Source organism: Jeotgalibaca sp. A122, from assembly GCF_052266715.1.
GTDB lineage: Bacteria > Bacillota > Bacilli > Lactobacillales > Aerococcaceae > Jeotgalibaca.
Genome location: NZ_JBQPRB010000011.1, coordinates 26,917 through 49,578, shown reverse-complemented (window position 1 = coordinate 49,578; position 22,662 = coordinate 26,917). Strand labels below are relative to the sequence as shown.

Here is a 22,662-nt window from a genome sequence, read left to right as displayed (position 1 = left end):
GAGTGTTTATGAAAAAAAGGACTGGTCTTAAAAGCTTTTATATCATTATGGCCATCTTTTTCATGATTGTCGTTGGTATCTTAATTTATCCTACAGTTGTAATGATCCTATCAAGTTTTCAACATACAAGTACGGGGGCCTTTACGTTGGATAACTATATCCGTATTTTTTCGGAATATCAGTATATCAGCGGTTTTAAAAACTCGATAACACTAGCTATCATATCAAGTGTTATCGGTTTAATCATTACTGTTTTGGCTACTTACGGCATCTATTCTTACATGCCCAGATTAAAACAATTTTTCCTGACCCTGGCTAATTTAACAGCAAACTATGTCGGCGTTCCGCTTTCGTTTGGTTTAATCCTCTTATTGGGAAATGCGGGAATTTTGACAAATATTGCGAAAGTAACAAACTCGGATATTTTTGAAAACTTTAGTGTTTACTCGGTCGGAGGATTATTACTTGGCTTTGTATACTTTCAAATTCCAATGGGCATTACGCTATTGCTTCCAATCTATGATGCACTGGATAAAAAATGGAGAGAGGCAGCGTACATCTTGGGCGCTACTTCTCTTCAATATTGGTTAAAGATTGGTTTCCCGGTATTATTTCCAAGTATAATCGGGGTTTTTGCAATGATGTTTGCTAATGCCATTGGAACATACGATACTGCAGTGGCCTTAACAGGCACAAGTGTCAATATGATTGCCATTAACATAGCAAATACCATCCAAGGTGATATTTTTGCATTGCCTGAAGTGGGCTCAGCGATTTCAGTTGTATTGGGGATCATCTTATTTATCAACATGGGGTTAGGCCAATGGTTAAGTAAAAGAAGTAGGAGGGTAGTTTGATAATCATGAAAAAGAATGCATTTATTAGAAAGCTATTTTTTAATCTCATCATACTTGGTATTGTTCTTTATTTGATTATCCCGCTGTTGGGAACATTTACCTATTCGTTTGCAACAGGATGGACTACTACAATACTCCCACAAGGCTTAACGTTAGATTGGTATGCACAACTGTTTCGTGATGAAAACTTCTATGGAGCCATGTTCCGGACGTTATTACTGTCCGCACTGGGAACAATAGGTACGGTTTTGTTAGTGGTACCTACTGTATTTGTAATTTATATCTATCATCCCAAGTGGATGTGGGTGTTGGACACATTAGTTATTGCGTCATTTTCAGTCCCAGCTGTCATTTCGGCAATGTCATTAATGAGTGCTTACAGTAGGACAGGTATCCCGATGTTGGTCTTTGTAGTTGGTTCATATATCGTGGGCGGTTTTCCCATTATCCAATTAGGAACCAGGAATAGCTTACGAGCAGTGGATGCGCGTACTTTAGTAGAATCTGCAGAAATATTAGGGACTTCTAAATTCGAAGCTTTTAAGAAAGTCATTTTACCAAATATAAGTAGCGGTATAATTGCTTCTGCCTTGTTTAGATTCAGTACGTTATTTGGCGAGTTTGGGATTTTAAATCTTTTAGTTGGAGGCTCTTTCCCGAATATTCAAATATTTTTGCGCCAAAACATGACGAGAAGCGGCCATTATACTTCCGCAATCGTTATCAGTTATTTTGTTATTGTAACGGTTATGACTATCATAGGGCTTAATTTAACAAGCCGCTCAACAAAGAGAGGAGCACGTATTTAAATTGGCGTATATTGAGATTAAGAACTTGACGAAAAGTTATGGGCACAATGTGGTTCTGAATAATTTATCACTGACAATGGAAGAGGGCACACTGAATACACTCCTAGGGCCTTCTGGTTCTGGAAAAAGTACCTTGCTCCGTTCTATTGCCGGACTTGAAGAGATTGATAGTGGTCATGTATATATTAGTGAACGTGAAGTAACCGAGTTGGAGCCAAGAAATCGTAATTTAGGGATGGTTTTCCAACACTATGCCTTATTTCCAAACATGTCGGTTATCGAAAATGTTAAATTTGGACTCGATATCAAGAAAGTTTCAAAAGATGAGAAAGAGCGTAGAGCGCTAGAAATGATTGAACTCGTAGGTTTGAAGGGGAGAGAGGGTGCTTATCCACGTGAGTTATCAGGAGGGCAGCAACAGCGTGTTGCCTTGGCTCGGTCATTAGTAACTGAACCTGATGTATTACTGCTAGATGAACCGCTTTCAGCTTTGGATGCACAAATTAGAGTCGAGTTACGTCAACAAATCAAGGATATCCAAAAAAAATTAGGTGTTACAGTTATTCTGGTCACGCACGATCAAGAAGAGGCTATGACAATGTCAGAAAAAATATTTGTCATGAACAATGGAAATATAGAGCAAGAGGGGGCACCCTCAGATATTTACCGGGCACCTAACACAGAATTCGTGGCAGGATTTATCGGTAATCTTAATAAATACACGTCTAATCAATTCGAAACTATTTTTGGCGAGCGGATAGAACATCAGTTAATAGCAGTAAGACCTGAAACTGTTCAGTTAGAGGAGTTAGCAGGGGAGGCTTACCACATTCAAGGGGTCGTTCGCCGTTCATCAATGCTAGGCTCAGTTTTAAGATTTTTTGTTGATATTAATGGTGAAGAACTCGTCATTGACAAGCTTAATCGAAGCGTAAATTTCCATGCCGACGGTGAGACAATTGACTTATACCTACTGAAGAAAGATTTAATTTTTATTGGTTAAAATCAGATTGAAGGGGATAGCTGTATGAAATTAAAATATAACAAATCCGGAAATTTCAGAATCATACAATTTACGGACCTGCACTTGGGTGAGTACCCCTTTAACAGCCATGACAAAAACACCTTATCCGCTATAGATAAAGTCGTTCAAGAACATATGCCAGATTTACTGATTTTTACCGGGGATATTGTCTATTCGATGAGCAATCATAACGCACCAAACCCAAAAGAAAGCTTTAAACAATTTATCATCTTCGCAGAAAGTCTTCATATCCCCTATGCAGTTACTTTTGGAAATCACGACACCGAAGAACATGTATCACGAGAAGAATTACGAACAATTTGCAATCAATTTGGAGTCAACGCTGTAGCCAAGAAGAATGCTCATATAGTTGAAAATCGTGAAAGCTATGTGATTGAGCTGCTGGATTCCATGAGCGACGAAGTGAAAAATGTGTTTTATGTGATTGATTCGGGAGATTATTCAAACACCGAACATAGCTATTATGCTTGGGTATTACCCGAACAAATCTCGTGGTTCCAGAAAACAGCTGCGTTATATAAACGCCAGAATCCAGTAAAGAACAACCTGATTTTTCAGCATATCCCACTTCCGGAATATTGGTTAGCAAGTCAAAACATCGTTGATGGTAACTTCAATGAAGATATCTCCATGAACTTAAACTGGACAAGTGATCCTGATGAAAAAAATAGCCACTCACTTCCATTTGATAACGGTGTGTTTTCTCCAGAAGTCAATAGCGGATTCTTCTTAGAAATGCTACTAAATAAGGAAGTTTGGGGCATGTTTGTCGGACATGATCACGACAACTCTTTTCACGGTATATATAAAGGCATCCATCTTGTATATGGACAAAGTACCGGTTATAACACTTACGGCTCTGAACCTAAAGGCGCCCGAGTCATTGATTTAAACGAGCCAAATCAGTTAATACGAACGTATCCAGTTATATTCTAGAGGATAAGTGTATTCATGTGGGAAGCGCAAAAGAAGCATCTTGACAACGGAGCCATTCTGACGTTATCAAGATACTTCTTTTATTGCTTACTTTTCAAAAATACGCAGTGCATTTTGATAAGCAAGTTTTTCAATACGTTTTAAAGGCCATCCGTGCTGCTCTAAGCGTTCAAATAGTTTTGGCACCTCAGCTGGAGAGCCTATTTCAAAGCGACCGGTTGTCCCGTCAAAGTCGGTTCCGATTGCCAAAACATCTTCGCCACCTTTATTATACAGATAATCTAGATGACGAATCATATCGCTGATAGTGGAGTCATCGCCTGAACCGTTTAAGAAACGGGGCGAAATACACAGACCAATAACGCCGCCAGTATTTGCAATTCCTTTGATGTGTTCGTCGATCAAATTACGCGAATGCAGTGCTAGCGCGCGGGCATTTGAATGTGTCGCCACAACGGGTTTTTGGCTATGCTCTAAAACATCCGTGATTCCACCATCATTAAGATGCGATACATCAATCGTAATATTTAAATCATTCATGTACTGGACCGCTTCAATTCCGAATTTTTTTAAACCTTTCTGATTCAATTCAGGGTTAAGGGAGTTCGGAAATCCGAAGCAGTTCTCATGGTTCCAGATAAGACCCATCATATTAAATCCTAAGTGATGTAGGTAAGTGAGATTATCAAGTGAGTCATTTACCGCACGAGCATCTTCCAAGGTGAGGATTGCCGATATTTTGCCATTTTCATGGTTTTCACGTATAGACGAAGCGTTTTTTGCCCAAGCAATATGCGCGCTATTGGCGTTAATTTCCTTATTTAAACGGTTCACAGCTTGATGGATATAAGCCATATCTTCTTCGTGGTTTTGTGGACTGAAGAGGGGGTCGACATCCATCAAATCAAAATTACTGTCTGGTAACCATACAGCAAAGCATTGTGCTAAAGCATCGCCTTTTTGTAGCTTCTGGATATTAATATGGGTTTCAGGATCATCATACAACGAAGCTTGGTCGCCATGTTGCATTAAAGGCAGAATCGTATCTGCGTGTAAATCAATATATTTCATTGTATTTCCTCCTTTGCGACTAGAAAAAGTTAACTCCGACAAATGCCCAGATGATGATGCAGATAACCAGAGGACCGATGCTCAACCAATTTCCCTGAAGCATGAGTTTTGTGTTGGATGATTGAGCGATACCTAATTGTCCGATCATGTTTGAAGTAGGGTAGATACTGCCAGTTAGGCGTGTTGCTGAAAGCAGAGAAAGGGCAAACATCTGTAATGGTAAACCAGAAGATTCAATCATCGGCTTAAACATGTCCGTAATAATTTGTAGCTCGGCTACAGCGGCAGCCTCTACTCCCAATCCACCGACAACAGCTGAAATCAGCATAACCGCGGGTGCACTAATGTTTGTGAAGGTTGTCTGAAGCAATTCAGATAAAGCTTCAAAGCCCCCAGCTACTGTCACCATTTCAAGTAAGACATCAATGGTGATGAAGATAAGGAAGAGGTCGGCCATGCTGGCAACACCTTCAACGATTTTCTTCTCTGCAACTTTGGGGTGGATACGACCGAAGAGGGCGACAATAACCATTAAAATAATCATCACGATAATTGCATAACTTGTACCTTGCCCGGTGACAACACCGAAAATAACCAGCGCCAAAAAAGAAATAATAAAAGCAAGTGTGGCGTTTCTTTCGCGTGAACTGACAACGTAACTGTCAAAGTCAATAGCTTGCGTGAGATCATATTGTTCGTGGGTTTCTGTTTTTTTCTGTACATAAATAGATGCAATCCAAGTTCCGGCTAACCATAAAAGACCAAAAGGTAGGCCAGCAAAGAACATATATTCACCGTAAGTCATATCGGTTAACTCCAGCATTGCAAGTGTAACACCTGTCAAAGGTCCCCAAATCAAACCGACTTCACCGGCATTTTTAAGAATTAATGCTGTAGTTGTAGGCGTTAGACCGATACTTGCCAATACAGGGATGACTATCGGGGCGATAATCGCATTTCCGCCGCCAAGTGTCCCTAAAAGACCGCAAATAATGATTGATATAAGCATAAGTGCAAATCGACCTTTATTTTTAGAGTCGACTTTTAAACCGCTGACAATCCAATAGACCAATGTTTCAGTAATGCCACTGGCATTCATTAATCGCCCAAGCGCTGCTCCCAGCATGATAATAAAACCAATTGTTGCAACAAAAGAACCCAAACTAGCAGCAAAATCACCAGCAAGCGTCCCTAAATCGTGGCCAATTAAAACAGCGCCAATTGTAATTCCAATAATAGTAGCAAAAAGATTACTTTGGTTCAGAAAAATTAGCACAATATAGACCACTAAAGGCAATAATCCTAGTAACGAGGGGGCTTGAATAAGAGCATTTGTCCCTAATTCCATCTTCATTCTCCTTTCAAAATTAAAATCTCATTAGTCGATTATAGCACAATGCGAAAACAAAACTATTACTCAGTTAATTTCTGGTTATTTCTTACTATTGCTTAAATCTTAGGCAGAATCTGCTTCCGTTAATTAAATGCTCGTTTAATTTACATTTACGCATGATTCAACTTAAAAGCTATTAAGAGCACATAAAAATTCAGTAATCAATAGAAATTATATGCAGGTCGATTTAGCTAATAAAGAATCATGTATGGCTACAATTAAAGAAAGACATGAGCGGCAAAAGATTCAACATCTAAAAGATCATAGATGCTTCAAAAGTCTTTAAGATGTAAAGAAAAATATAATAGCAGAAATCTTTGTGTTTTCATATCGGGCAGAAGAGCATAGGTTACTATAAAGTACGTAGTAATCAAGGCCTTTTATTTATGTTTATTTTAGTTTACATAATATATATTATACTAAGTTAAATATATAAAATAAGTAATCCCTCTACTACCGTATTCAGGTAAAAAAACAGCCATATTCGTGTAATTTTCGAATTGGCTGTTTTCCTGTATAAATATTTTACAATTTTATACTATTCATTGCTGTATATAATATTTCTTTAGCAATCTCGGCTTTTGTGTTTGTATTAATATGGATTGGTTCTTGATCAGGTTGATAAATAATTACTTCGTTTGTATCCTTGTTGAATCCTGCGTGTTCCTTGGACACATCATTTGCAACAACCATGTCTGCGTTCTTACGTTTAAGTTTATCTTTTGCATACATCTCAACATCATTTGTTTCAGCAGCAAATCCAATCAAAAACTGATGCGTTTTTTGCTGTCCCATAGTTGCTAATATGTCTGGGTTTTCCTCAAGTAGAATTTGAATGTCTTGGTGTGCTTTCTTCATTTTTTTGTCAGCCTGTGTTTTTGGTCGATAATCAGATACAGCGGCTGCCATTATAACGATATCCGCTGTTTCGAATTTGTCCATGATGGCGCTTTGCATCTCCCGTGCACTTTGAACTGGCACAACGTTCATTCCGAACGGATGTTCTAATTTTGATGCAGTAACTAAAGTGACATTCGCACCCAAGTCCCTTGCTGCCTCTGCCAATCGATGTCCCATTTTACCGGATGAATCGTTGGTAATATAACGAACCGGATCTATCCGTTCAATCGTCCCACCAGCTGATATTATGATATTTTTGTTTTCAAGCGGTAAATCGACTGCTCTACTTAAAACTAACTGATGAGCTGCTTCAACTATCTTTTCGGGTTCAGGCATGCGCCCTTTTCCTTCGTAGCCTTCTGCCAAGAAACCTGTATCAGGTTCCATGATTGTGTAACCATAACCCTCTAATTTGACTAAATTAGCTTGGGTCGCGGGATTTTCCAACATATTTTGGTTCATGGCTGGGACAATTAGACGCGGTGCTGTTGTTGCCATTAGCGTCGTAGATACCATATCATCAGCAATCCCATTCGCCATTTTACCGATAATATTAGCTGTTGCCGGTACGACGACTGCTAATTCGGTCCAATCCGCCAGATGGATATGTGATACATTTTCAGGTTCTTTTTCATCGAATGTGTTCGTATATACCTCATTGCGTGATAATATTTGAAATGTCAGTGGTTGGACAAACTGCGTCGCACTTTCCGTCATTGCAACCCGTACCTCAGCTCCAGCTTTAATAAATTTCCGCACTAAATCAGCCGCTTTATAAACGGCAATACCTCCTGTAACGAAGACCGTTACATGTTTTTTTTCTAACACCTTATCTCCCCCAGTTATTTATTGAGTATGCCTAAGTCCAAGGAGGTTCGATTCGCCCTGGTGACTTTATATTTGCTTTAGAAACTTTTCAGCTTCTTTAATAAATGTCTCCAATACCTTAATACGGGCATACTCTTTCTGGTTTCCTTCTACAATTGTCCACGGCGCTTCGCTCGTGTTTGTTTTCTCTATCATATCATTCATGGCGGCTTCATACTCGTTAAATTTTTCATGATTTCGCCAATCTTCATCAGTTAATTTATAGTTTTTTTCTGGATCATTTTGACGAGCCTCAAAACGTTGCTTTTGTTCTTTCTTATCAATAACAACGAGGAACTTTAATAGCAAATGCCCTTCGTGAATTAAATTATGTTCCATTTCATTGATTTCAGCATAAGCATCTTTCCAGCGTTTTTCAGGGGTGAAACCTTCAACACGTTCCACCAGTACGCGGCCATACCAACTACGATCATAGATTGTGAGTCGCCCTTTTTCTGGAAAAGTATCGAAGAAGCGCCACAGGTAATGGTAATTATTCTCATATTCTGTTGGAGCTGCAGTAGTTGCGACATCATAACCCCGAGGATCCATATGCCGGGAAAGGCGTTGGATTGCTCCGCCCTTACCTGCTGCGTCTGTTCCTTCAAAAACTATCAAGCATGGAACTTTGTTTATCCATAAATGGTATAAAAGTTCTCCTGCTTTTTCTTGCAGTTTTTCTTTCTTGGCATCATACTCCTCGATGGCTATTTTTTTGTCCAGATTAAGCTCGTAGAGTGGTTTCTCACTCTTGATAAGCTCTGGTTTCCACTCATCGTTGAATGAAGGTATTTGTTCTGAAGTCTCCAAATGCTTCCTTAAGGCCTCAATAATGTAATTAAGACTTAATCTTGATGCATCTTTCAAATCTTCTGTTGGGATGATTTTCCATGGTGAAGATTCAAAATTCGTCATTTTCAGTACATTATCAAAATGATTCAAATAATTATTGTAGTGTTTCAGTTGCTTTTTATCGTTCGTGGAGATTAAAAAATTCCGTAAAGGATCAGTATCCAACTCTTTAATTCGTTTACTCATTGTTTTTTCTTTGTGATGAAGGAATAACTTAACGACGAGTGTGCCGTCTGCCGTCAGTAAACGTTCAAGCAAACTGATATCCATTAAATAATGTTCCATTTTCTTATCTGATAACTGCAGTTCGTTTAATATTTGAAAATAGAAACTGCGATCAAAAAAGGCAATGTTTCCTTTTTTGGGAAGCGCTCTAAAAAAGCGCCACAAAAATGTCCGGTTTTCTTCTTCTTCGGTTGGATTTTCGAATACACTGACTTCATGGTAACGAGGATCCAATTCACGGGTCAAATCTTTCAACACAAAACCTTTTCCTGACGACTCCCAACCATCCACGATGACTAACATTCTAGAGTCTGTTTTCTTTAGCTGTCGTTGAAGTTTTGCCAAATCTTCGCCCAATTCGGAACGTTTCACCTTTTCAACTTTTACACTGGAAAAATCAAAATCTTTCAGCATATACCCTACCTCCGTCATTTAGTGAAATCCTTTTTCTTATTTTACCATATCGAGATCAAAAACTTTATTTATCCTGATTGCTATCTTCACACAAAAAAACGATGTTCCTATATGATTTTAGGATTACATCGTTTTTTATTTTCATTAAATTTCGTTACGCGCTCGCAACTCTGCAGTGATTTCTGCATGTTTCTGGTCAGTTAATTTATATCCGAATTGGAATAAGATAACTCCGATAAAGCTGGCAATTGCTGGAATTAAGAAATATGTAAATTGCATGCCTGAGATAGTATCTGCAGTTTGCGCTTGGTTCGCTACATAGCCGATCATTGTCAATGCGATACCAGGTACAAACCCTGCAACAGCTTGGGCAATTTTACGAACAAAACTGTATCCGGAATAGATGATTCCTTCTGTGCGCATGCCATGTTTCCACTGTGAGTAGTCAATCAAATCCGCAGCAAATGCGAAGGACACCGTATTGGCAAAGGATAGACATGTGTAGGAAAGAACGTTAACAATCAGGAAGAATGTCACGTTATCCCCAGCAAAGAAAAAGTTTACCAATTCGAAAACGCCGAAGAAAAACATACCGAAAATAGAAAGTTGTTTTTTACCGAATTTCCGAACAAGTGTAGTCGAAAGGAAAATTGAAGGCACAAGCGCCACGATACTCAACGTACTTACAAGTGCAACAAGGTTTTGGTTCCCTAAAACATATTGGAAGTAGTACAATTGAATACCCATCTTCAGGAACATCGCACCAATAGTCAAGATTGTATAAGCAGCAAGAACTAGGAATTCTTTGTTAGTCAGCAAGTTTTTGACTGCCTTGATTCCATCACCTTTCTCACGTGCTTTAGTCGAAACATAGCGTTCCTTCGTATTACGGTAGCAAACCAGGTGGAATGCAACCCCGAATAGAGCGATAATTGCTACTGCGGCAGGATATCCAACCGTTGGTGTGTCAAATAGGTTTACAAGCGGCAGTACTACAATACCAGCCAATAAAGAAGCGCCGGTTCCGCCTAAGTTACGAAATACAGCTAATGACGTACGTTCCTCTGAATTAACAGTCATTACGGATGATAACGAACCATAAGGAATGTTTACAACCGTGTATGCGACAGACATTAAGTTATAAGTAGCAAAGGCAAAGACTACTTTTGCTCCTTCATTTAAGTCTGGGGCAAAGAAAGCCAAGACTGTGGAGGCTGCCAAGAAACCTGTTCCGTATAAAATAAACGGCCGGAACTTGCCTTTGGGACCCACTTTACGAGAGTCGACGTACGTGCCGATTAAAGTATCGGTAACGGCATCAATTATTTTGGTTAAAAGGAAAATCATCCCACCCCAATAAGCGGAAATACCCAACACATCTGTATAAAACTTCAACAGGTAAAGTTGAGCCATTTGGAACATTAACCCATTCCCAAGATCTCCTAAACCATAAGAAACTTTCTCAACCACTCCTAATTTTTCTTTACTTGAATCTATCTTTATATTCTCTTGAGCTTTCGTTATTGCACTCACTCTTTATCCCCCTTGGATATTCTACTATTCCATAAAAATATGGAAGCGATATAAATCATTATATCTACCATTATCTTGGAGTCAAGTTAGTGATTTACCATTCTCTTCTTTCTAATGAGAAAGCGCTTTAATGAAAACGTAGGTATATCAGGTCTTTTTATGTAAGCGGAAGCTTAATAATATTATTTTGTTGTTATTAATCTTGTGAAATTGTATATAACCTTATGGTAACGTTAAAGTGTTTTCATTAATAAACGTTAAGATTGATTGAACACGTATTCAATTGACTAAAATTAACAAAAAATAAACATACATTTATAATAGGCCAGCTATGATTTGACTCCCTATCATGAATTATGAACTTTTTTAACAAAGTTCATTTATTCTATACAAAATTGTATTTTATTATAAACAAGTAATTATATTGGCTTTTTTAAATGCGGTATTTTTGGAATCGCTATCATTTTACCCATAAAAAAATGCCGTCATGAATGGAACGGCATTACATTTAAAAATACATGAGGATAAGATCCGATTATTTTTGAAACAGGACATCTCCTATGAGCGTTAGTAAATAATTTTTTTGTTTGGTCTTCGTCATAACCTTCAATGGCGGCTGAGGCTGTTAAATCAAAGTAATAGCCTCTCCCATCAGATTCTCTCTTATAATCAACAACAACTTCTACTCGACTTCTTGTGTTAACCCCTCTTGCTTTCAACAAAGCTTGAATGGTCGCATTAAGACAAGTTGACCATGCCAAACCAAACAATTCTTCAGGATTGGAGCCTGGGTCTTGAGAAAGTGGGTCACTTATGAGAACTCTTAAACCGTCCTTTACATAGGCTTCCCCATCCAAAGCATATTCATTTACGACTTCTGTATGGAAAAGAGCATCATCTTTAGTCATTATTTTGATCAGTTGATTCATCAACGAAGGTAATGCCATGCTCATCCAGGCTCGCAATACGTGCTAAAGAAAGAATTGGGATACCAGATTCCTCCACAAAGCGGCGGCCTTTTTGGAATGATTTCTCGATAACAATACCAATCCCTGCTACAGAGGCACCAGCATTTTTACAAATAGATAATAACCCTGCGACTGCTTGACCGTTAGCCAAAAAGTCATCAATAATCAAAACGCGGTCATTTGAATCCAGAAAATCCTTGGAGATTGAGATTTCATTTGAAATTTGTTTGGTATAAGAATAAACGCTTGTCGTATACATATTATCTTGTAACGTCAGGCTTTTGTTTTTACGTCCAAAAACAACTGGCACGCCTAATTCGAAACCTGCAAATACAGCCGGGGCAATTCCCGATGTTTCAACAGTCAATATTTTGTTGATACCATGTTCTTTAAACGCATGCGCAAATTCATCACCTAAAGCTTTCATTAGTTCAGGGTCTATCTGGTGATTCAGAAAACTATCTACCTTTAAGACGCCGCCTTCAAGTATCGTACCTTTTTCGCGAATGACATCCTCTAATAACTTCATACAGCAATTCTCCTTCAAGTTTGTTGGTATTATCTTAACATTAATCAAAACAAATGAAAACAAAGTTTGTTATTTAGTTACAGATAAGATTAATGTTAAAAAAAACACACTTCATATGAAGTGTGCTAATAAAGATCGCTGATAGCCAGTTCTTGAATTTCGGAGAAGAGCATTTCAGTCGTTAATGCTGCTTTTTCCTCAGCATTATAGTCCTTCACGATCTGCCCATGGTGTAAGACAAGCATACGATTTCCGTATTTAATCGCATCTTGTAGGTTATGGGTAATCATGATACTCGTCAATCCCATTTCTTGAACCTTTTTATTGGTGAGTTCCAGTACAAGTTGTGCCGTTTTGGGGTCAAGGGCTGCCGTATGTTCATCCAATAATAAAATATCTGGACGCTTTAAGGTTGCCATCAACAAGGCAATCGATTGACGCTGACCACCTGATAGTAATCCAATATCAGCTGTCATGCGATTTTCCAAGCCTAAGCCAAGAGAAGTCAGCTGTTCTTTGAAGATTTCTTTTTCTTCTTTGGTGGATCCAAATTTCAACGTTCTTTTTTCACCACGGCGGTATGCCAAGGATAAGTTTTCCTGTACAGTCATCCGGGGTGCCGTTCCCATTTTCGGGTCCTGGAAAACACGGCTAATGTATGGAGCTCTTTTTTCTTCCTTAAGTAAGGTAATGTCTTTACCATTTACGGTGATGCTTCCCGCATCAGGGAAGAAGTATCCGGAAATTGCATTTAGCAAGGTCGATTTACCTGCTCCGTTTCCGCCCACCAACGTGATAAACTCACCACGCTTAACGGTTAAATTAATATTTTTCAATGCTTCGACTTCATTGATGGAACCAGGGTAGAACGTTTTATTTACATTCTTCAATTCCAGTATATTATCATTCTTTGACATTAGCGATTCACCTGCTTACCAACTGTTTTTGCCATTTTCTTACGGTATTTACTTACATAGTACATATCTTTGATTTTCGGTAATGCCAAGAACAATGCCAGCATGACAGCTGAAATCAACTTGAAGTCATTGGGGTTCAAATTTGCTTCCAACACCAGAACCATTACAAGACGATAAATAATGGACCCAATTACTAAGCAAGCCAGACGAATGATCAAAGATACATGTGGGAAGAGTACCTCACCAATGATAATGGATGCTAGCCCGATAACGATTGCACCGATACCCATTTGGATATCCGCATAGCCGTTGCTTTGGGAAATGACTGCTCCGGACAAGGCAATAACACCATTTGACATCATCAGACCTATTGTCGTCATCATGTTGGTTGAAATACCTAAAGAACGTGCCATTGCCTGGTTATCACCGGTTGCAATCAATGCTTGACCAAATTCCGTTTTAAAGAATACCGTATAAAGTACGATGATGACGGCTACAAACAAAGAGCCTATCAAAATAGTATCCGTATGTCTGGGCAATTCCAAGGCAGCCACACCACTGAATATCGTATCCAGACCGAGCAAGTTTACATTGGCTTTTCCCATCACCCTTAGGTTAATCGAGTAAAGTCCTGTCATGGTCAAAATACCGGCTAATAAACTGGAAATATTAAGTTTTGTGATTAAAAATCCAGTAACTGCTCCTGCAAGTGCCCCTGCCACTAAAGCTAGTCCCACTGCCACAAAAGGATTCAATCCCATTGTAATAGCAGAAACTGCTACAGCTGCTCCTAGCGTAAATGAGCCTTCTGTCGACATATCAGCCACATTCAAAATACGGTAACTAATATACAGACCTAATGCCAACAAGCTCCATATCAGACCTTGGGCAATTGCAGAAATTATCATGTTCATATATGATTCCTCTTTTCAATTCTATTCGATTATGATGGCAGTTTCCAGAATATCTGCTGGGACTTCGATATTCAATTCTTCTGCTTTTTCAGTATTGATGATTAATTCAATTTCATCCGGATATTGGATGGCAAAACTACTTGGATCAGCGCCTTCTAATACTTCTGCAGTAACAGCACCCGTTTGAATTCCGATTGCATATTGGTTTAGTCCCACTGTAGCGATGCCGCCTTCCTGAACCATGGTGTCAACAGACGGAAAAACAGGTATCTGATAGGCATCTGTTACTTCGATCAAGGCTAACATGCTTGTTGCAATAACATTATCCGTTGGAATCCAGATTGCATCCACTTCCTGAGCCAACGCTTCGGATACTTGAGGAATATCATTGGAACTATTAACTGTTTTGGTCACAACTGTAAGTCCCAAGGCATTAGCAACTTCTTCAGCTTCTTTAGCGGAACTCAAGGAATTGTCTTCACTGGAGGAATACAAGAAACCAATAGTTTGTAATTCTGGTACAAGTTTCATGATTAATTCAAATTGTTCCGTTACCGGTATCTTATCACTCACCCCCGTAATATTCCCACCGGGTTCTTCTAGCGAGGAAACCAAATTAGCGGCCAAAGGATCCGTAATAGCCCCAAGAATGATCGGAATATCCGTCGTTGCATTTGCCAAAGCTTGTGCAGCGGGAGTCGCAATTCCAACAGTAATATCCGCTTCGTTAGAAATGAAACGTTCTGCGATTTGTTGCATATTGGATTGATCACCTTGGGCGTTTTGCAAATCAATGGTAGCTGTCTCACCATCTACGTAACCTTCATCTGCTAGTTGATCAATAATCCCTTCGGTAATTGCATCTAGAGCGGGATGAGAAGCCAGCTGCATAATCCCTATATAGGGCAAATTTGATGCATCAGTAACTTGAGAACTACTTGTTTCTTCAGAATCAGAACCGCATGCACCTAGCAATAAAGCAGCTGAAGCCAAGAATGCGAATTTAGTGTTCGTTTTATTAAATTTCATAATGAATCCCTCCGAATATAATATTGGTTTGTATAAAAAGAAAGCTGCCATCTGAATGACATCAGGGCAGCTTAAAATACAAACCGCCACATAGACTTTTCTCGTTGGTCTACGTGGCGAATAAATTATATATTCAGTGATCCACATAGATACATTCAGATAGCTCTGAGGCTGTATCTATGGACAATTAATACGTCACAAAGAACAACCTACCCCATGTGGCTTTGCCAATAAAAATTCATAAAGTTTGTTGTAAATGATATAGACATATTAACTGCTCCTTTTCTTAGAAAATTTTAATACATTCATACTAACCCTGGGAAATAAATTTGTCAACAGAAAAATGAAGAAAAAATGAGAAAAGGGATAAGGTCATCCCCCATCCCATAATTAGATACAAGATACACATTGATATTGGCAATCACCAAATCCCCCCAGTAGTATCTCTGCATCACTATTGACTTGTTCTCAGTTTTCAAAGCTATCATAATACCAATACCTGATATACTCCTATTATAGCTTAGCAATGTCGGCCGATAAACAATTTATTTGGCACGAATTTCAGTTGTTTTGGTATTTTTGTAGCCAATTATCGAATATGATATAATAATTAAGTTAGAGAGGAGGCATTTATATGTCTTATGATGGTATTTATACACATATTATTGTTGAGGAACTGAATGAGAAAATTATGGATGGTCGTATTTCCAAAATTTATCAACCGTTCCAACATGAAATCGTTTTGACGATTCGGGCCAATCGAAAAAATCAAAAACTATTATTATCGGCCCATCCCTCTTATGCCCGTATTCAATTAACAGAGGAACCTTTATCCAACCCGGAGCAAGCACCTAATTTTTGCATGTTTTTAAGAAAGAACATTGAAGGTTCGACAATAGAAGCGATAGAACAGCTGGGAAATGACCGGATTGTCACATTTAAAATAAAGAAATTTGATGATCTGGGTGATTTAAAGCATTTATTACTGATTGTCGAAATGATGGGACGTCACAGTAATATTTTCTTGGTGGATAGTGAAACCGGTAAAATCATGGATTGTTTAAAACACGTTCCAGCTTACCAAAACTCATATCGGACCATTATGCCTGGCGCTATTTATGTCCTACCACCACACCAGGACAAGTTAAATCCCTTTGATGCTACACCGAGTGAGATTGCAACTGTGAGTGCGAAATGGGAAGAAGGCAACAATAGCAAAAACATTCAAAGTTCTTTCCAAGGGATTGGGCGTGATACTGCTAAGGAGATTGCTTCTTTAATGGTCGAAGGCTTTCCTTCCGCCCTGACTGGTTACCTTGATAAAGTGCAAGTTGGTCCTCCGACGCTCTTTACAGACCAGTCAGGAAAAGAGACGTTTGCCCCCTATCCTTATCAAACAATGGCGGGTGAAACCCAATCTTTTGGGAGTGCCAGTCTATTGTTGGATGCTTACTATATTGATAAAGCCCATAAGGATCGCATTAAACAAGTAGCTTCTGATTTATTAGGAATCATCAAAAATGAACTCCATAAAAATGAGCTTAAATTAGAAAAACTGGCAGATACCTTACACAGAAGTGAAGAAGCGGATGAATACCGGATTAAAGGAGAACTTCTGACCGCCTACTTGTACCAAGTACCTAAATCAGCGACAGAGGTAACCTTAAATAACTTTTATGCGGACGAAGAGCCCACTACTATTACACTGGATCCTGCGCTAACAGCTCCACAAAATGCCCAGAAATATTTCACGCGTTATCACAAATTGGTAAATTCCGTGAAATTCGTCAATGAACAAATTCAAAAAACAAAAGTCGAAAATGCTTATCTGGAATCAATTGAAACGCAAATCACGCTTTCCGACCCACAAGATTTGGAAGATATCAGGGATGAATTAAAAGATGCTGGTTATCTAAAAGCGAAAAAAACGTCTAAGAAACAGAAGAAAACAACAAGTAAACCGCACCACTTCCGTTCCAGTGATGGCACAGATATTCGCGTCGGTAAAAATAATAAACAAAATGACGAGCTCACCATGAAAAAAGCCCGAAACAATCATTATTGGCTCCATGCCAAAGACATACCTGGTTCACATGTCATCGTTGAATCAAGCGAGCCATCTCAACAAACGTTGGAGGAAGCTGCCATTATTGCCGCCTACTACTCCAAGTTCCAACAATCTGCGAATGTTCCGGTTGATTATGTGCCCGTTAAATATGTCAAGAAACCAAATGGTGCAAAACCAGGTTTCGTTATCTACACAGATCAGCAGACACTCTATGTCACGCCTGATAAAGAACGGGTGGATGCATTGCGTGCCAAATAATGAAAAAAGGATATGCCCCGTAAATAGGGCATATCCTTTTTTCGTGTTTTTAGTTGTTCCAATTGTGAGGATCAGCACTGAATTTCTTCAATACTTCGCGTTCTTCTGCGGTAATTGCATCCATTTCTTGTGCTACTTTCAATAATGTACTGTAATTAGAGAGCGTATCAATCTTGTAGCCACTTTCAGCAAAATTCTCTTTTCCTTTTTGTAATTCATAGGTAAAGATAGCGACACAACCCAACACCACGGCTCCTTCACTCTCAGCAGCTTTTGCCGCTTCAATGACGCTTCCACCAGTCGAAATTAAATCTTCGATCAAGACAATCTTTTGCCCGGGTTGGATGCGTCCCTCAATGCGTTTTGCCTTACCATGGTCTTTTGCTTTACCGCGAATGTAAATCATCGGCAAATCCATCTTTTGCGCTACAAATGCAGCGTGGGGAATACCAGCTGTGGCAGTTCCAGCAATTACTTCTGCTTCTGGATATTTTTCCTTGATTAAGGCTACCAATCCATCCGTTATCAAGGTACGTACTTTTGGAACACTGATCGTGATACGGTTATCACAATAAATGGGACTCTTTATTCCCGACGCCCAAGTAAATGGTTCCTTTGGACTCAAACTGACTGCTTCGATTTCCAGTAACGCTTTTGCGACATTTTCAGCTGTACTCATTTTATTCAGCAACTCCATTCCATTGGTCTTTAATAGCTTTGTAGGCTGCAACCGGATCATTGGCTTGTGTAATCGGGCGACCGACAACGATATAGGAAGATCCCATTTCACGTGCTGATTGTGGTGTTGCAACCCTTTTTTGATCCCCTACTTGTGATCCAGCTGGCCGAATGCCGGGTGTTACACAAATAAATTGGGGATTTGTAACTTCTTTGATACTTTTTGCTTCCAAGGCAGAACAGACAACACCGGAGAGACCAGATTGCTCCGTCAAGGATGCATAATGCAGGACACTCTCCATTAAAGGGACGCGGATGAGTTGTTCTTGATGCATTGCTTCTTCGGTTGTCGAAGTTAACTGTGTGACGGCAATTAGTTTGGGAACAACAGAACCAGTTGGTGTTCCTTCATGAATACCTTCCAAAGCAGCTTTCATCATGGCAGAACCACCAGAGGCATGGACATTGATCATATCAATATCCAGGGCAGCCAAGCCTTTCATTGCCCGGTAAACCGTATTAGGGATATCATGCAATTTCAAATCCAGGAAAATCTCATGTCCCAATGATTTTACCCATTTAACTATTTCTGGACCGTTTTGGTAATAGAGCTCCATACCCAGTTTGACGTAGAGTGGTTCGTCATGGAATTGCTTCAAAAATGATTTCGTTTCTGCTGCCGTTGAAAAATCAAGGGCAATCATTGGTTTATCTGTCATTGTTATCCCCCATTACCCTTTGATCAAGGTTACTTTTTCTTCATTATCCACTTCTGTAATCTTGACAGAAATTTGTTCACTGGTTGAAGTTGGGATATTTTTACCCACATAATCAGCCTTGATTGGTAATTCGCGGTGCCCACGATCTACCAATACAGCTACAGTAATGCGTTTCGGCCGTCCGATATCCATAACCGCATCCATTGCGGCGCGAATCGTCCGGGCCGTAAATAAGACGTCATCGACTAAAACGACATGTTTTCCTTCCAGGGAATAAGGTATATTTGTGTTATTCAAGACAGGGTTATTATCTTTAGTGAAGTGTTGGTCGTCCCGATACAAAGTAATGTCCAGCTCACCTACCGGTACTTCAACGCCTTCAAATTTCTTCATGTTTGCCGCAATACGTTCAGCTAAGTAGATACCCCGTGTGCGAATACCCACAAGTAGAAGGCTTTCGGTTCCACCATTTTTTTCCAAAATTTCGTGTGTAATACGCGTTAAAGACCGTTGCATGGTAGCAGCATCCATAATTCCAATAACTTCTTTTACCAATCGAATCTCCCCTTATCCAAAAAAAATACCCTCATGCCAAAAAAGAGCATAAGGGATCAATGTTCATAAATATTTGTGCTTGATCCTTCGAGCCTCTCTGGACTTCGTTAAAGGTTTATTGCTAAGAATGATAATACTATTCTGACTTAAAGTCAATCCATCTTTCGTAACTCTGCCAATCTTTTCTCAAAGTAATCAGGCAAAGGAGCTTCAAAATGAACTTTTTCGTTTGTTACCGGATGGATAAACCCAAGTACCCGGGCATGTAAGAATTGACCGTTTTTATCTACATCGTCACCAGGTCCATACATCGGGTCACCGACTACTGGATGATTGATATATTCCATATGTACCCGAATTTGATGCGTTCTTCCCGTCTCCAATTTTAATCCAAGTAAGGTAAAATCATGGAATTGTTCAAGGCGCGTAAAATGTGTCACTGCTGACTTGCCATCTCGGTTTACCGTCCGTTTCAATCGGTTGGTAGCCATGCGGGCGATTGGAGCATCAATTGTGCCCTCTTCGTGTTGTACCTCACCGTGAACCAATGCCACATATTCGCGTTCAATACTGTGGGTAAAAAATTGATCTGCCAGGCTTTGATGAGCTTGGTTATTCTTGGCAATCACCAACAAGCCAGATGTATCTTTATCGATGCGGTGAACAATTCCCGGTCTAACCACGTTAGTTCCTTCAGACAATGTACTGACATGGTAAAGCAAACCATTTACTAATGTTCCGTGCAAATGGCCTTTTGATGGATGCACAACCATGCCTGCTGGTTTATTGACTACCAATAAAGCGTCATCCTCATAAACGATGTCCAAGGGAATATTCTCTGGTTCAATTTCCAGCTGTTCCACTTCAGGCTCTGAAATGGCGATGAAATCTCCGGCCTGAACTTTATAATTTGGTTTTATAGGCTGATCATTCACCAGAATATGGTTACTTTTAATCCACGCCTGCAACTGTGAACGTGTGTATTCAGGAAAAGCTTCGGATAAAACTTTGTCGATCCGTCCGCTTTCGTTGTTAATCTTTAGTGTTTGTATATCCATTTCCATTATAATTCTTCCTCTTTTTCAAAAAATATGACATGAATAATCATTAATACTACTCCGACAGTTAAGCAAATATCTGCCACATTAAAAATGGGAAAATTAATGAAATCCAGGCGGAACATGTCCACCACGTAACCATTGAGCAAACGGTCAATGAAATTGCCGATGGCGCCAGCAAGAATCAAAGAAAAACTGACTCCCGATAATCTACTGATGTTTTTTTCCTGTTGAAACATATAGATTAAATAGCCGACGACAGCTACTGTAATGATATAAAAGAAAATCATTTTCCCTTCGAATATCCCCCACGCTGCCCCTTTATTTTGAATGTAAAACAAAGAAAATAGACCGGGAAGAATAACTTTTTCTTCATAAAGCTCGAAATTTTGGACAATGCCCCATTTGGTTAGTTGATCAATGACAATCAAAACCAGTGCTATTAAATAATAAATCATACAGACTCCTTTTCACCGATTAATCTCGAAATACTCCTTCCATTGTAAACGATAAAAAGAAAAACCTAAAGCAAATCAAGCGAAATTCCTTTAAATGTTGAATTATCTCTTCCATGTTCGCTATAATGAAAAGGATAATTGCAAAAAAGGAGTCGGTAATGTGATTAAAAGAAGTGCTTGGTTCTTGCTTGCATCCGGAATTGTTTTAGCCGGTTGTTCAAGTGGGGTTGAAAAAACGCAAAAGTCAGTCGATAAACTGGCAGATTCAAAGGAAGCCATTATTGTATCCTTGAATACTATTCAACAAAAGGAAATGGAAATACAGAAACAATTTGATGAGGCATTAACAGCAGACGAAGAATTAGCAACCTTTAGCGATGGTTCTGCCCCTGTTTTTAAAAACATTTCGGTAAGACAAGAAGAAGTCGCTAATTTAGAAGAAAATCTTTCAAAAATGAAGGGTCATGTCATGGATTTAAGTAAGTTGGAAGTAGAGGAAGTACCTGCAGAAAAAATGCAGAAAATGCTGGATACCGCTCAAACGTTCATTAACCAGGTGGAGGCCTATTTACCGGCTTATACTGAACAACTCCAGGCAGAAGAAGAAATCTTCGCTTCATTCGGAGCAGAGGATGCAACTTTCAATACCTTGTATGATGGTGTCAACACTCTGAATAAAAATGGTAGCGATAACTTGGCTAAGCTTGAGCCTTTAGTAGAAGAATCTGAAGTATTTGAAACACAAATGAATCTATTGACTGATGCTTTAACACCTGATGATGAATAGGAGGTACTAAATAATGAAAAAAATGATGATAGCTGTAGCCGCAAGTATCTTTCTTGCCGCTTGCCAAAGTAATGAAGTCGTGGAAGTTGAAGCAGTGGAATCACAGGCAAGTGAAAGCAGCTTCTCGGAAACAATCGATGAAAACGATGAAATATCTATCGAAGTACCTTATGAATACAAAATTAATCCGGTGATATTTACAGTTGAGCCCATTTCGGATGCTGATACGGAAGTCGTCCTGCTTACATTCGATGATGCTCCCCAACCACCCGACTCCAAGACCTTGGATATTGCCCACACTGTTCGGGATAAAGGTGCAAATGCCATTTTCTTCGTCATGGGCCAATTTTTGGAATCTGAAGAAGCGAAAGACATTGTTAAAGAAATTCATGAAATGGGTTTTGAGATTGGTAACCACTCTTATTCGCACCCTGATATGTCCTCTTTGAGCTACGATGATCAGTTTGAAGAAATTCAGGCTACCAACGATATAGTTGAGGAAATTACAGGTGAACGTCCTCGTTTCTTCCGAGCGCCTTATGGAGCTTATAATAGCGATACTGAAGACATTGCAGATTCTGAAAATATGACTTTGATGAACTGGACCTATGGCTATGATTGGGTTGATGGTTATATGGATGAGTCGTCATTGGCAGATATCATGGTTCATGCTCCCGAACTGGGTAGTGGTGGGAACCTGTTGATGCATGATCGTCCTTGGACTTCGGCTGCCATCGGTGACATCATCGACGGTCTGCGGGCACAAGGTTACGAAATGGTAGACCCTAAATTGATAGAATCACCTGAGGAGGAATAACTGGA

At 39.3% G+C, this 22,662-nt stretch carries 22 protein-coding genes; 7 read left to right on the top strand and 15 right to left on the bottom strand.

The features are described from left to right. Positions 1–8 precede the first annotated feature (8 nt). From ACTU7M_RS10370 to ACTU7M_RS10355, 4 genes are read left to right on the top strand one after another with little or no spacing between them, the layout of a single operon-like run. Complete coding sequence (locus ACTU7M_RS10370) at positions 9–857, top strand: ABC transporter permease (RefSeq protein WP_443474321.1); 849 nt, start codon at positions 9–11, stop codon at positions 855–857. 5 nt (positions 858–862) lie between these two features. Then, the gene (locus ACTU7M_RS10365; RefSeq protein WP_443474320.1) at positions 863–1,666 is read left to right on the top strand and encodes an ABC transporter permease; all 804 of its coding nucleotides are present in this window, start codon (positions 863–865) and stop codon (positions 1,664–1,666) included. Between the two features lies 1 nt (position 1,667). Next, positions 1,668–2,669, top strand: coding sequence for an ABC transporter ATP-binding protein (locus ACTU7M_RS10360; RefSeq protein WP_443474319.1), 1,002 nt, complete (start codon positions 1,668–1,670; stop codon positions 2,667–2,669). Between the two features lie 24 nt (positions 2,670–2,693). Next, positions 2,694–3,647, top strand: coding sequence for a metallophosphoesterase family protein (locus ACTU7M_RS10355; RefSeq protein ID WP_443474318.1), 954 nt, complete (start codon positions 2,694–2,696; stop codon positions 3,645–3,647). Positions 3,648–3,734: 87 nt separating this feature from the next. Here the strand turns inward: ACTU7M_RS10355 and ACTU7M_RS10350 are convergent, their stop codons facing one another. The 10 genes from ACTU7M_RS10350 to trpX all read right to left on the bottom strand — a co-directional run bounded on the left by ACTU7M_RS10350 (position 3,735) and on the right by trpX (position 15,259). Next, the gene (locus ACTU7M_RS10350) at positions 3,735–4,718 is read right to left on the bottom strand and encodes a dipeptidase (RefSeq protein ID WP_443474317.1); all 984 of its coding nucleotides are present in this window, start codon (positions 4,716–4,718) and stop codon (positions 3,735–3,737) included. Positions 4,719–4,737: 19 nt separating this feature from the next. Continuing rightward, the gene (locus ACTU7M_RS10345) at positions 4,738–6,066 is read right to left on the bottom strand and encodes a TRAP transporter large permease subunit (protein ID WP_443474316.1); all 1,329 of its coding nucleotides are present in this window, start codon (positions 6,064–6,066) and stop codon (positions 4,738–4,740) included. Between the two features lie 570 nt (positions 6,067–6,636). Continuing rightward, on the bottom strand, positions 6,637–7,839 hold the full coding sequence (coaBC, locus tag ACTU7M_RS10340) for a bifunctional phosphopantothenoylcysteine decarboxylase/phosphopantothenate--cysteine ligase CoaBC (protein WP_443474315.1): 1,203 nt from the start codon (positions 7,837–7,839) through the stop codon (positions 6,637–6,639). Positions 7,840–7,905: 66 nt separating this feature from the next. Next, complete coding sequence (locus tag ACTU7M_RS10335) at positions 7,906–9,369, bottom strand: phosphate:AMP phosphotransferase (protein WP_443474314.1); 1,464 nt, start codon at positions 9,367–9,369, stop codon at positions 7,906–7,908. Positions 9,370–9,513: 144 nt separating this feature from the next. Then, positions 9,514–10,902: an MFS transporter gene (locus tag ACTU7M_RS10330; protein WP_443474313.1), complete on the bottom strand. Its 1,389-nt coding sequence runs from the start codon at positions 10,900–10,902 to the stop codon at positions 9,514–9,516. Between the two features lie 485 nt (positions 10,903–11,387). Continuing rightward, positions 11,388–11,849 carry an OsmC family protein gene (locus ACTU7M_RS10325; RefSeq protein WP_443474312.1) on the bottom strand — a complete coding sequence of 154 codons (462 nt, stop codon included), beginning with the start codon at positions 11,847–11,849 and terminating at the stop codon, positions 11,388–11,390. After that, positions 11,803–12,399 carry a xanthine phosphoribosyltransferase gene (locus tag ACTU7M_RS10320; protein ID WP_443474311.1) on the bottom strand — a complete coding sequence of 199 codons (597 nt, stop codon included), beginning with the start codon at positions 12,397–12,399 and terminating at the stop codon, positions 11,803–11,805. The genes ACTU7M_RS10325 and ACTU7M_RS10320 overlap by 47 nt, the downstream gene beginning before the upstream one ends. A 125-nt stretch (positions 12,400–12,524) precedes the next feature. Beyond that, positions 12,525–13,316, bottom strand: coding sequence for an ABC transporter ATP-binding protein (locus tag ACTU7M_RS10315; protein WP_443474310.1), 792 nt, complete (start codon positions 13,314–13,316; stop codon positions 12,525–12,527). Next, a complete protein-coding gene (locus tag ACTU7M_RS10310; RefSeq protein ID WP_443474309.1) occupies positions 13,316–14,230 on the bottom strand; it encodes an ABC transporter permease in 915 nt (304 codons plus the stop codon). Before ACTU7M_RS10310 ends, ACTU7M_RS10315 begins: the two co-directional genes overlap by 1 nt. 21 nt (positions 14,231–14,251) lie before the next feature. Further along, positions 14,252–15,259 carry a tryptophan ABC transporter substrate-binding protein gene (gene trpX / locus ACTU7M_RS10305; protein WP_443474308.1) on the bottom strand — a complete coding sequence of 336 codons (1,008 nt, stop codon included), beginning with the start codon at positions 15,257–15,259 and terminating at the stop codon, positions 14,252–14,254. Between the two features lie 634 nt (positions 15,260–15,893). On the opposite strand from trpX, the gene ACTU7M_RS10300 reads away from it, so the two are divergent. Beyond that, positions 15,894–17,585 carry an NFACT RNA binding domain-containing protein gene (locus tag ACTU7M_RS10300; RefSeq protein WP_443474307.1) on the top strand — a complete coding sequence of 564 codons (1,692 nt, stop codon included), beginning with the start codon at positions 15,894–15,896 and terminating at the stop codon, positions 17,583–17,585. Between the two features lie 49 nt (positions 17,586–17,634). On the opposite strand, the gene pyrE is transcribed toward ACTU7M_RS10300, so the two are convergent. From pyrE to lspA, 5 genes are all read right to left on the bottom strand, one after another. Next, positions 17,635–18,264, bottom strand: a complete 630-nt coding sequence (gene pyrE, locus ACTU7M_RS10295; RefSeq protein WP_443474306.1) for an orotate phosphoribosyltransferase — start codon at positions 18,262–18,264, stop codon at positions 17,635–17,637. A 1-nt stretch (position 18,265) separates the two neighbouring features. Next, on the bottom strand, positions 18,266–18,982 hold the full coding sequence (gene pyrF / locus ACTU7M_RS10290; protein WP_443474305.1) for an orotidine-5'-phosphate decarboxylase: 717 nt from the start codon (positions 18,980–18,982) through the stop codon (positions 18,266–18,268). Between the two features lie 12 nt (positions 18,983–18,994). Then, positions 18,995–19,513: a bifunctional pyr operon transcriptional regulator/uracil phosphoribosyltransferase PyrR gene (pyrR, locus tag ACTU7M_RS10285; RefSeq protein WP_443474328.1), complete on the bottom strand. Its 519-nt coding sequence runs from the start codon at positions 19,511–19,513 to the stop codon at positions 18,995–18,997. Between the two features lie 176 nt (positions 19,514–19,689). Then, complete coding sequence (locus ACTU7M_RS10280; RefSeq protein WP_443474304.1) at positions 19,690–20,601, bottom strand: RluA family pseudouridine synthase; 912 nt, start codon at positions 20,599–20,601, stop codon at positions 19,690–19,692. Further along, positions 20,601–21,053, bottom strand: coding sequence for a signal peptidase II (gene lspA / locus ACTU7M_RS10275; protein ID WP_443474303.1), 453 nt, complete (start codon positions 21,051–21,053; stop codon positions 20,601–20,603). Before lspA ends, ACTU7M_RS10280 begins: the two co-directional genes overlap by 1 nt. 160 nt (positions 21,054–21,213) lie before the next feature. Here lspA and ACTU7M_RS10270 point away from each other — a divergent pair, with 160 nt between their 5' ends. Next, positions 21,214–21,840 carry a YkyA family protein gene (locus tag ACTU7M_RS10270; RefSeq protein ID WP_443474302.1) on the top strand — a complete coding sequence of 209 codons (627 nt, stop codon included), beginning with the start codon at positions 21,214–21,216 and terminating at the stop codon, positions 21,838–21,840. Between the two features lie 13 nt (positions 21,841–21,853). Next, a complete protein-coding gene (locus ACTU7M_RS10265; RefSeq protein WP_443474301.1) occupies positions 21,854–22,657 on the top strand; it encodes a polysaccharide deacetylase family protein in 804 nt (267 codons plus the stop codon). Positions 22,658–22,662 lie beyond the last annotated feature (5 nt).